At 53.9% G+C, this 9,065-nt stretch carries 15 protein-coding genes; 9 read left to right on the top strand and 6 right to left on the bottom strand.

Translation table 11 applies throughout. The features are described from left to right. Positions 1-3 precede the first annotated feature (3 nt). On the bottom strand, positions 4-282 hold the full coding sequence (locus B2589_RS03730) for a YebG family protein (RefSeq protein ID WP_094623790.1): 279 nt from the start codon (positions 280-282) through the stop codon (positions 4-6). 179 nt (positions 283-461) lie between these two features. On the opposite strand from B2589_RS03730, the gene B2589_RS03725 reads away from it, so the two are divergent. Next, the gene (locus B2589_RS03725) at positions 462-2,225 is read left to right on the top strand and encodes a DEAD/DEAH box helicase (RefSeq protein ID WP_286815648.1); all 1,764 of its coding nucleotides are present in this window, start codon (positions 462-464) and stop codon (positions 2,223-2,225) included. A gap of 65 nt (positions 2,226-2,290) precedes the next feature. Beyond that, the gene (locus B2589_RS03720; RefSeq protein WP_286815647.1) at positions 2,291-2,683 is read left to right on the top strand and encodes a hypothetical protein; all 393 of its coding nucleotides are present in this window, start codon (positions 2,291-2,293) and stop codon (positions 2,681-2,683) included. 3 nt (positions 2,684-2,686) lie between these two features. On the opposite strand, the gene B2589_RS03715 is transcribed toward B2589_RS03720, so the two are convergent. After that, positions 2,687-3,289 carry a DUF938 domain-containing protein gene (locus B2589_RS03715; protein ID WP_286815646.1) on the bottom strand — a complete coding sequence of 201 codons (603 nt, stop codon included), beginning with the start codon at positions 3,287-3,289 and terminating at the stop codon, positions 2,687-2,689. 111 nt (positions 3,290-3,400) lie between these two features. Between B2589_RS03715 and B2589_RS03710 the strand changes: the two genes are divergently transcribed. Together B2589_RS03710 and B2589_RS03705 are read left to right on the top strand one after the other, a co-directional pair. After that, positions 3,401-3,790: a ribonuclease domain-containing protein gene (locus B2589_RS03710; RefSeq protein WP_286815645.1), complete on the top strand. Its 390-nt coding sequence runs from the start codon at positions 3,401-3,403 to the stop codon at positions 3,788-3,790. Continuing rightward, positions 3,783-4,151 carry a barstar family protein gene (locus tag B2589_RS03705; protein WP_286815644.1) on the top strand — a complete coding sequence of 123 codons (369 nt, stop codon included), beginning with the start codon at positions 3,783-3,785 and terminating at the stop codon, positions 4,149-4,151. Before B2589_RS03710 ends, B2589_RS03705 begins: the two co-directional genes overlap by 8 nt. A gap of 152 nt (positions 4,152-4,303) precedes the next feature. Here B2589_RS03705 and B2589_RS03700 read toward each other — a convergent pair whose 3' ends face one another. Further along, the gene (locus B2589_RS03700) at positions 4,304-4,918 is read right to left on the bottom strand and encodes a PEGA domain-containing protein (RefSeq protein ID WP_286815643.1); all 615 of its coding nucleotides are present in this window, start codon (positions 4,916-4,918) and stop codon (positions 4,304-4,306) included. Between the two features lie 36 nt (positions 4,919-4,954). Beyond that, complete coding sequence (locus tag B2589_RS03695; RefSeq protein WP_286815642.1) at positions 4,955-5,506, bottom strand: hypothetical protein; 552 nt, start codon at positions 5,504-5,506, stop codon at positions 4,955-4,957. 207 nt (positions 5,507-5,713) lie between these two features. Here B2589_RS03695 and B2589_RS03690 point away from each other — a divergent pair, with 207 nt between their 5' ends. Then, the gene (locus tag B2589_RS03690) at positions 5,714-6,067 is read left to right on the top strand and encodes a thioredoxin family protein (protein ID WP_286815641.1); all 354 of its coding nucleotides are present in this window, start codon (positions 5,714-5,716) and stop codon (positions 6,065-6,067) included. Positions 6,068-6,256: 189 nt separating this feature from the next. After that, a complete protein-coding gene (locus B2589_RS03685) occupies positions 6,257-6,418 on the top strand; it encodes a hypothetical protein (RefSeq protein ID WP_022987912.1) in 162 nt (53 codons plus the stop codon). 107 nt (positions 6,419-6,525) lie between these two features. Here the strand turns inward: B2589_RS03685 and B2589_RS03680 are convergent, their stop codons facing one another. Continuing rightward, positions 6,526-6,699: a cold shock domain-containing protein gene (locus B2589_RS03680; protein ID WP_422655512.1), complete on the bottom strand. Its 174-nt coding sequence runs from the start codon at positions 6,697-6,699 to the stop codon at positions 6,526-6,528. Positions 6,700-6,872: 173 nt separating this feature from the next. Continuing rightward, positions 6,873-7,370, bottom strand: a complete 498-nt coding sequence (locus tag B2589_RS03675; protein ID WP_022987914.1) for a DUF2780 domain-containing protein — start codon at positions 7,368-7,370, stop codon at positions 6,873-6,875. 337 nt (positions 7,371-7,707) lie between these two features. Here B2589_RS03675 and B2589_RS03670 point away from each other — a divergent pair, with 337 nt between their 5' ends. From B2589_RS03670 to B2589_RS03660, 3 genes are all read left to right on the top strand, one after another. Next, entirely contained in the window at positions 7,708-8,163 is a 456-nt protein-coding gene (locus B2589_RS03670; protein WP_286815640.1) for a GatB/YqeY domain-containing protein, read from the top strand. 115 nt (positions 8,164-8,278) lie between these two features. Beyond that, positions 8,279-8,569, top strand: a complete 291-nt coding sequence (locus B2589_RS03665) for a type VI secretion system PAAR protein (RefSeq protein WP_022987917.1) — start codon at positions 8,279-8,281, stop codon at positions 8,567-8,569. A 95-nt stretch (positions 8,570-8,664) separates the two neighbouring features. Next, positions 8,665-9,045, top strand: coding sequence for a DUF2750 domain-containing protein (locus B2589_RS03660; RefSeq protein WP_232901669.1), 381 nt, complete (start codon positions 8,665-8,667; stop codon positions 9,043-9,045). Positions 9,046-9,065: the final 20 nt, after the last annotated feature.

The following is a 9,065-nucleotide window of genomic DNA, read 5'->3' as shown; positions in this document are numbered from 1 at the left end:
GTTTTACTCGGCTGCGGCGGCTTCGTTCAATAGTTCCGGCTTTTTCAGTGCCCGGCTGAACAGTTCTTTTTCTTCCGCAATGGCCAGTGCGCATTGTTCGGCCAGTTCCTCTGACAACCCGCTGACCTTGCGTTGCAGGAAGGCGGCGACCTCTTCGGAAAGTTCGAGGATTTTGTCCCGGGCATCGGCTTCAGCTTTGGACGAAAACAGCATTTTGTCCGGGTTTTTCAGTGCCATGTCCAGTCCGTCCCTCTCGGAATAATAAAGTGCTTTTACGCCCATGGTATGCCACCGCCTCCGGGGTAATGATGGTTGGTAAGACCGTTGATAAGTGGGCAGCTTAACATAAATTCTGTATATTTATACAGTATTCTGGGCGGCGATGCCCGTGCGCGGGTGACGGCCATCGTTTTTGTTACTATGTTCGCCTTGCCCATCTCCAACCGATCTGATGCTCGACCATGACGTTGCCTTTCAAACTCCGCCCCTACCAACAGGAAGCCGTCGACGCCACGCTTGACCACTTCCGCAAATCGGATGAGTCTGCGGTCATCGTGCTGCCCACCGGTGCCGGTAAAAGCCTGGTTATCGCCGAACTGGCGCGCCTTGCCCGACGCAAGATTCTGGTTCTGACCCACGTAAAGGAGCTGGTGGAGCAGAACCATGCCAAGTATGAGAGTTATGGCTTAACGGGCGGCATTTTCTCGGCCGGGCTGAAGCGCAAGGAAAACCGGCATCAGGTGACCTTCGCCAGTGTGCAGTCGGTCGCGGCGAACCTGGAGCAGTTCCGGGATGAATATTCGCTGGTCATTATCGATGAGTGCCATCGGGTCAGCGGTGAGGAAACCAGCCAGTATCAACGCATCATCGAGCTGCTGCGGCAGCAGAACGACTCCCTGAAAGTGCTGGGGCTTACCGCCACGCCCTATCGCCTGGCCATGGGCTGGATTTATCGTTATCACTACCGGGGCTTTGTTCGTGGCTCTGGTGAAGATCAGGCCAAGCCCTTCCAGCATTGCATTTACGAGCTGCCGTTAAGCTACATGATTAATAGGGGCTATCTGACAAAGCCCGAGCTGGTGAACGCGGCGGTGGCGCAATACGATTTCTCCGCGCTCACGCAGGACCGTTTTGGTGAGTACGCCGAGAAGGACGTCAACCAGCTGCTGAGCAAGCACAAGCGGGTGACCCGCGCCATCATTGAGCAGGTGGTGGAAATGGCCGCTGAGCGCAAGGGCGTGATGATCTTTGCGGCGACGGTGGAGCATGCGAGGGAGATTACCGGCTATCTGCCGGAGCATGAAACCGCCCTGGTGACCGGTGGCACCGATCTGAATGATCGTGATTTGCTGATACAGCACTTCAAACAGCGGCAGTTGAAGTACCTCGTGAATGTGTCTGTGCTCACCACCGGCTTTGATGCACCCCATGTGGATTTGATCGCCATTCTTCGGCCAACCCAGTCGGTCAGCCTGTACCAGCAGATGGTGGGTCGCGGTCTTCGCCTGGACGAAGGCAAGCAGGATTGCCTGGTAATTGATTACGCCGGTAATCATGTAAACCTGCATCATCCGGAAGTGGGGGAGCCAAAACCCAATCCCGACAGTGAGCCAGTGCAGGTGTTCTGCCCCGGCTGTGGCTTTGCCAATATCTTCTGGGGCAAAACCGGCAGTGATGGCCGGGTGATCGAGCATTACGGCCGCCGTTGTCAGGGGTTGCTGGAGCCTGCGGACGGGGATGGAGCGCGCGCCCAGCAGTGCGATTACCGTTTCCGCTTCAAGGAGTGCCCCCATTGCGGCGGTGAGAATGATATTGCCGCCCGTAACTGTGGGCACTGCCAGCAGGCCATTATCGACCCGGATGATCAGCTACGGGATGCCCTGAGACTCAAGGATGCCATGGTGATTCGTTGCGCCGGGATTTCATTAAGTGCTGAAGGTTCCAGGCTGCGGCTGACTTACCATGGCGAAGATGGGGAAGAGTTGAAGGAGTCGTTCGACTTCACAAAGCCGGCCCAGCTTACCGTGTTCAACAAACTTTTTGGCAGAAGGGTTGCCAATGGCCAGGCTCCGAAAACGTTCGGCAGTATGGATGAAGTGTTTGAGAGTCAGGTCTTGTTACCATCGCCTGATTTCGTGATTGCCCGCAAGCACAAGCACTACTGGCAGGTACAGGAGCGGGTGTTTGATTATCAGGGGCAGTATCGGAAAGCGAATGAGGCGTGAGACGGTTATACTGGCCTGCGTTTAAATCTCTCAGAGATCCAAGTCGACCTTTTCAGGCTGTGTCCATGATGAAATCAATCGCCCTGTCGGTGCTGTTAGTTGTCCTTCTGGGGTTTGTCGGTGTTCAGTATTACATCACTTCCGTACCTGGCCTTGAGGCTCCGGTCACCGTTGGTGAAGTTCGGCAAGTGGAGTCCGAAAAGTCGCTGGTCGTTATTCTTGTGGACAGCGAGGGGCAGCGGTTTACCGTAGGCCTTCGGGGCGATACCGCCAAGCCGGAAGAAGCCGCACTTTTCTATATCCGGAATCCGGATGTTGTTCCCTATGTGTTCTGGCCGAGTTTCCGAAGTAATGATGAAAAGCGGGTTCTGGAACTTCTGGAAGATGTAATTGAATCTGGCGCGCCAGAGGATCCCGCTGTTCGCAGCATTTACGGGGCCTTGAAGGAACGTAACTGACACTCAAGATAGTCGCCTGAACACCAGCAATTGGTTGTTTGCCGGCATGGCATGGTTCTCCGCCAGAGTGAGACCCACCGATTCCGCAAGGGCCCTCAGATCTTCCAGGTCCCGGATGCCCATGTGGGGCGCGCGGGCTTTCAGGTATTGATCAAACTGTCGGTTGCTTTCACTGGTATACCGGCCCTGATTGTTAAAAGGCCCATACAGGCAAAAGGCGCCGCCCTCGGGCAGGCGCTCGCCAATACCGCGAAACATCTGTCCGACTTCAGTCCACGCCATGATGTGGGCGGTGTTTGCGGAAAACGCCCAGGTGAAGGTTGCGACGGGCCAGGGAGCCGCACCTACGTCCAGTTCAATCACCGGCAGGATGTTGGGCAACCCTGCTTGCTCAAGGCGGGCGCGACAACTGTCCACAGCGTCCGGATGATCGGTCGGTTGCCACTGCAGGTGAGGCATCGCCGTCGCGAAATGCACCGCGTGCTGTCCGGTGCCTGTGCCCACCTCCAGTACTTTCCCCGGCGCATTAAAGGTCTCGCTGAGTTTCTCGAGGATGGGGGCTTTGTTGTTCTCACAAGCCTGGGAGTAGGGCAGGTTAGTGGCCATCGAGTTATGCCTCCTTTCCGGGTGCCGATCTGCTATTTTTCATTGGTACTATCTACATTGTTATAAATCGCGGCATGTAAGCCCGAATCCGTTTTCAAAAAGAGCAAGTCCATGAAAAAGATTCTGATTGCCCTGGCGTTTGTAGTCTTCGGCCTGTTCCAGCTGCAGGGCGGCAACTTTGATTTCTTTCCGGGAGCCCCGGAGCAATCCAGCGAATCCGGTCTTTCCGCGCAGGAGCAGGAGCTTTATAACACGCTTGAGCGGATTCGGCAGAATGGGCCTTATCCTTACACGCGTGATGGCATCACCTTTGAAAACCGTGAACGACTCTTGCCGTCCAAGCCTAAAGGGTACTACCGGGAATACACGGTGGATACGCCGGGGCTATCGCATCGGGGGCCGCGCCGAGTGGTAACGGGTGGGAATCCACCGGAAGTGTTCTACTACACGGAAGACCACTACAGTACGTTCACCCGTATCCAGGGGCATAGAGATGAGTAAGCAGGATGATAAGTCCTCTGTCATCACCTGGCAGCACAGTGATCAACTGGATCCACGGGCTATTCCGCTGGATAAGGACGGCAAGCTGAATAAGAAGACAGTGCTGAGCAGGCTCAGAGAGTTCTTTAATTTTCCGGACTATTTCGGCAATAACTGGGATGCGGCCTATGACCTGCTGCTTGATCAGGTCGATCAACTGGAAGGCCCTGTGCTTTGGCTATTTTCGATTGATGACAAATCCGAAGTGGATGAGACTGACCTGGAAGTTTGGGGTCAGCTGATGAAAGATCTCTGCGCTTACGCCGAGCCTTTGGGGGTGCAGCTGAGGGTTATAGTACAGGTGGGCTCGAAGCCTGTTTGATGCGTGGGTCAAGCGCCATACGAGAAAATGAAACAGATCTATTTTTTGTATCGTTGGAGAAATCGGCCATGGTGGTGGCTCATCACCTATGATCGCCTTCAGTTCTTCCTCACTTAGCCCGGAAGAACTGAAGTTGATGATTTCATCGACTCTTATTGAACGTCGTAGATCTCGATGATGGTGTTGGCCAACTCGAGGTCATTCTCGTTTGCCAGCGCAAGCTGATTCAGGGCTCGGATAGTTGTGTCTTTGTTCGAGGTTTCAGTACCCAGCAACTTCAGAACAGTGTCGACTTTTTCTCCACCGCCAATTGCAAGCTCATGGCGAAGCTCACCGCTGAACGCGATAAAGATTTCCTTTATCCGTCGCGGCTTGGAGGTCGAAATTCCCGTTAGGGTGTCAGGATTCAGTGTGACGAAGTACTGGTCCGGGGAATACTCGTGAATGGCTCCGGAAACGCCATCGGTGGTGGAGCCTACCAGCCCCCCAAGCACGATGTTGCCAAAGAACCACGGGTTAGTTGTGGTAGATAGCTGAGCGATGTGGGTCTTGTAGCCTTCCTTCTCAAAGCTAATGGATTGGTTGGAGGCTCGGTCAACAGGAACGGTAAGAGGCGTTTTACCGAGTACGCGGCCAGAAACCGTCACGGTGGCTTCTTCAGGCTCGCTGTTGAACGTGAGTTTCTGATCGGTTCCGGAGACCACTGAGGCGCAACCGGTAGACAGGATCGTGATAGCGGCCAGTAGGATTAACTGACGATAATTCATAATGCTTCCTTGTATTTGGGCAGTCGCCGCAAAAGACTATTGTCTGAGCGAGATATCACCGGGCTTAATCCGGAGTTCGGAGAGTTTCTCAAGCAGGCCGTTGATGTTGGCTTTTCCGGAGCCCTCGTTAGCCAGTCTCAGGCGCTTTATGGCGGCAAAGGCATCGCCAACAGTGGCTGTAAAAGGCGCAACGATTGTTTCGTTCATGATGACCGAGCCATTGCTCTCCCGGTCCGTGAGGATGTATTTCACGTGGGTGGTTACTTCAAAGTTCAGCCCAAACACGGGTTGATCCACCTCTAGCAGGAGAGCTTCGAGTTGATAGCGGCCGTCACCCGCCAGCAGCCCCTGGTTTCTCAGACTTTGCTGGAGTGCGCCAGCAAAGGCATCGTTATCGATCTCTGAGGTCCAGGCAGGATTTGTTTTTTGACCGCCAGAGACGTTGGTTACATGAACATTGCTTTCGAGGACTGTATCGTAGGCTTTGTTTGGTCCGTCATAGACCATGTTGCCCATTTTTGCGCCGGAAGCGCAGCCGGAAAGGTAGAACAGCGCGGCCAGTACCGCCCAAATCCTTGCGTGTAGCACAGCAGGTTCCTTCTTATTTATTTGATTTTTATTTCGTATTTACTACCAATGAACGGACGTTCAGGCAGGTGGGAGATAGTAACCGAGCATTGGTGAGCTTGCTATGAATGGGGTGGCAAACAAAGTAAAACTTCGTTAAATCATGGGTGTTAGGAGGGGCCGGCGGGCTCTTGGACTTACACCGCTAACGGATATCCGGGGGTAGCTATGAGAGATATTGAGACCGAAGAGGCGCTATCCGATCTGCTGGAGTCTAACCCTGCCGTATTGCTCTTGTTTGGCGGTGCTCATTGTGGTGTGTGCCAGGCCATCAAGCCGCAACTGGAGGCACTTGCCTCTCGGGAATTTCCGAAATTGGTAACGGCCTACATCGATTGTCAGGAAACCGCCGGCGCACTTTGTGCAGCACGAGGTATCTTCTCCTTGCCAGTGGTTCAGCTGTGGTTTGAAGGCCAGCGGTTTGCGGAGTTTATTCGGGTGTTTTCCATTGGTGAGATCCGTGCTGCATTGGAGCGGCCATATCGGTTAGTGGTTCACGGCGGTACGTATCGCCACGATTAGACGATCACCACCCATGTATACTTGGTTATCAAATAATTAAACGAGAACCGGCAACTGTGCCCGGATTTTTGGTTGAATTCCAGATAGTAGGAATTCCAGTTGTTCACTTTCCCAACAATTATTTCCTGTTTCGGTTATACTGCGCTAGCGAACCCGGCGAATATGCCAAGACTTAACGTGGATAATATAATGAGCAAGAAAGCCGTAAAATCGACTTTGACTTCCGCCGAGATTGAGGCGCAGACAGCGGCCTTTTTGAAGTCTGGTGGGCGTGTTGAACATGTTGGAAAAGGTAAGAGTGGGCAGCTGACCACTGCTGGCCCGAAGCAGATTAACCTGAAGAGCAATTGATGATCCGGCAATAACCCGAGCAAGCCGTAATGTTACTGTTTTCCGGGCAGGATCAATAAAAAAGGCAGCCGAGGCTGCCTTTTTTCATTACGTACATTATCTGTTAATTACAGACCAATAACGTTTTCTGCCTGCGGGCCTTTCTGGCCGTCGGTCACTGTGAATTCAACTTCCTGGCCTTCGGCCAGAGTCTTGAATCCGCCACCCTGAATAGAGCTGTAGTGAACGAATACGTCTGCACCGCCTTCACGAGTAATAAAGCCAAAACCTTTTAGGATCAAAAACAGGACAAGAGGTTTTGCAACACAAAAGGTCTGATTCGTGAAATGCTTTGCTAAATCTTTCCAACAAGGGAGACAGTACGCTAATTAATGGGCATTAGATAGGAAAGTTTTCGAAAACGGGAAAATACTTATATCCGGGGGTGTTCAGAGCACCCCCGGCAGAACTCAGCTTACGGCGCTGGTGCCCATAAGCTTTGCAGCTGTCCCAGCAACGACGAGCCCACCCCCTGGTTACCCAGGAATCCCATCACAATCGGCACAAACTGCTGGATCATGCCTGCGTCCATGCCAAGGGCCGAGAATGCGGTCTGAACACCGTCCATAGAAGTCACGTTGGACAGTAGGCTTTCACCCAGCCCGCCACCGCCGCCCAGCAGGCTGGACAGGCCGGAAGCTTCGCTGGTCAGACTGCTCATGGCGTCTGTACCCAGCTGATTCTGTGCAAGCTGCAACAGGGCTCCGGTGCCGCCAACGGCCTGGGTCTTGGTAACACCAAGGTCATTCTGGAGCTGGCCCACCAACTGCTGGGCTTCGCCAGTGACTTCCGTTGTGGACGAAAGTGCTTGTGTGCCGGTGGCGAGAGCATCGTTCAGGCTGAAGGCGCTAGCGGCTGGGGCCAGCAGGTAGATGCTTGAAACAAGAAGAAACTGTTTGAGAATTGCGCTCATTAGGGTGTCCTGATGGTGGGTGGGAAATAGCATGATCCTAACGAATATGGGGGCGACTACAACTTAATAAAAGTTCGGGAAACCGAGACAGCCCCGTTTTTGTCCGCATCCTGATTTCTGCTTCTGCCTATATCACGAATGCAGCAAGCATGCTAAAACGTCGTCGGCCAGCCGTCGCCAGCACTTCTGGGGGCACCGGGCACTCTTCCATTTCTCAGGATGAAGGTTGAAACCAATACCACCAATCAAAACAGCCGGGAAGTGTTCGATACGCGGTATGTCGCCGGTTCTTTGATATTATGTGCGCCTTCCACAACTGACAGAACAGGAGCTCACCATGGCGGAATCATCTCTAAAAGAACAGCTTGGCAACGCTGTAAAAGATGCCATGCGCAACAAGGAGAAGGACCGGCTTGTTACACTGCGCATGGCCCAGGCGGCGGTGAAGCAGATCGAGATTGATGAGCGCCGTGAGCTTGGCGACGACGACGTTCTGAAAGTGCTGGATAAAATGCTCAAGCAGCGCCGTGATGCGGCCAGCCAGTATGAGGAAGCGGGTCGTGGTGAACTGGCGGACAAAGAACGGGCAGAAATGGCCATTATTGAAGAGTTCATGCCCGCTGCTCTCAGCGAAGAAGAGCTTGAAGGTTTGATTCGTGCGGCCATCAGCACCACTGGTGCCAAGGGTATGCAGGATATGGGCAATGTAATGAACGAGTTGCGCCCCCAGGTAACCGGCCGGGTGGATATGGGACAGTTAAGCAAGATGGTGCGGGCTGCGCTGGCCGGTTAAGGCTTGGTTATTGCCGCATTTGTGTTTAGCATTGCTGCTTCATGGGTACTGCAACGGTACCCGTGAGGTCAGAAAATTATGGGCACTCTCCGTCACGGATTGAAGGAGCAAAGGAATGAGTAAGAATGTGGTTTTGTTGGGCGATCTGGGCACAGACCATGAAGGGTTTCCGCCCACCCCGGTGATTGCCGGTTCCCCCGATGTTCTGGTTGATGGTAAGCCTGTCGCCCGTGTGGGCGATCCCCTGGCACCGCACTCCAAGCCCAAGCATCCGCCTCATCCCCGCGCCGTAGCGGCGGGTTCTGCTACTGTGCTGATTAATGGCATCCCTGCAGCCGTTACCGGCAGCGCCGTGTCTTGCGGTGGTGTAACCATCGGCAGCGGTAGTGTGGTGATCGGGAGTTAACTCCCGGGTAAGCAGAGCTGCCTCGGCAGAATTCATGATAGGCTTCGGTTTTAGCACCGCCGTTTCAGGCGGTGGCGTTATTTTATGGAGCCTTCATGAGCGATAACCCCTTGGCGCAGATTCTCGAGATGGACGGCGAGGAGCGATACGATTACTTCCTGGATGCCGTTGTTGAAGAGCGGGAAATCTGGATTCTGGTCAATGCTGATAACCAGTTTCTGAAAATTGTTTCCGACGAAGATGGCGTTGCTTACCTGCCGGTCTGGCCCGGTTCAGAATTTGCTGCTGACTACGCCAAAGACTCCGGCGATCTCTCTCCCAAAGCGGTTTCCTTGCCGGATTTCTTCCGGAAGTGGGTAACCGGCCTGAGTCGCGATGGCCTGGACGTGGGCGTTTTCCCCGGTGGGCAGGGCGAGCTGTGGATTACCTCCCCGGATGAGCTCAAGCGGGACCTGCAAGAACTCATGGCGTTCTGATCACCTCCCTGAATCTCCGG

This window comes from Marinobacter sp. UBA3607 (assembly GCF_002375525.1).
Classification (GTDB): Bacteria; Pseudomonadota; Gammaproteobacteria; order Pseudomonadales; family Oleiphilaceae; genus Marinobacter; species Marinobacter vinifirmus.
This window is presented reverse-complemented; position numbering and strand designations above follow the sequence as displayed.

Excerpts from the sequence above, each read along its gene's own strand:
- B2589_RS03670 (WP_286815640.1), top strand. The coding sequence starts at position 7,708 with ATGGCGGAATCATCTCTAAAAGAACAGCTTGGCAACGCTGTAAAAGAT.
- B2589_RS03690 (WP_286815641.1), top strand. The coding sequence starts at position 5,714 with ATGAGAGATATTGAGACCGAAGAGGCGCTATCCGATCTGCTGGAGTCT.
- B2589_RS03665 (WP_022987917.1), top strand. The coding sequence starts at position 8,279 with ATGAGTAAGAATGTGGTTTTGTTGGGCGATCTGGGCACAGACCATGAA.
- B2589_RS03705 (WP_286815644.1), top strand. The coding sequence starts at position 3,783 with ATGAGTAAGCAGGATGATAAGTCCTCTGTCATCACCTGGCAGCACAGT.
- B2589_RS03660 (WP_232901669.1), top strand. The coding sequence starts at position 8,665 with ATGAGCGATAACCCCTTGGCGCAGATTCTCGAGATGGACGGCGAGGAG.
- B2589_RS03685 (WP_022987912.1), top strand. The coding sequence starts at position 6,257 with ATGAGCAAGAAAGCCGTAAAATCGACTTTGACTTCCGCCGAGATTGAG.
- B2589_RS03715 (WP_286815646.1), bottom strand. The coding sequence starts at position 3,289 with ATGGCCACTAACCTGCCCTACTCCCAGGCTTGTGAGAACAACAAAGCC.
- B2589_RS03720 (WP_286815647.1), top strand. The coding sequence starts at position 2,291 with ATGATGAAATCAATCGCCCTGTCGGTGCTGTTAGTTGTCCTTCTGGGG.
- B2589_RS03710 (WP_286815645.1), top strand. The coding sequence starts at position 3,401 with ATGAAAAAGATTCTGATTGCCCTGGCGTTTGTAGTCTTCGGCCTGTTC.
- B2589_RS03675 (WP_022987914.1), bottom strand. The coding sequence starts at position 7,370 with ATGAGCGCAATTCTCAAACAGTTTCTTCTTGTTTCAAGCATCTACCTG.
- B2589_RS03700 (WP_286815643.1), bottom strand. The coding sequence starts at position 4,918 with ATGAATTATCGTCAGTTAATCCTACTGGCCGCTATCACGATCCTGTCT.
- B2589_RS03730 (WP_094623790.1), bottom strand. The coding sequence starts at position 282 with ATGGGCGTAAAAGCACTTTATTATTCCGAGAGGGACGGACTGGACATG.
- B2589_RS03725 (WP_286815648.1), top strand. The coding sequence starts at position 462 with ATGACGTTGCCTTTCAAACTCCGCCCCTACCAACAGGAAGCCGTCGAC.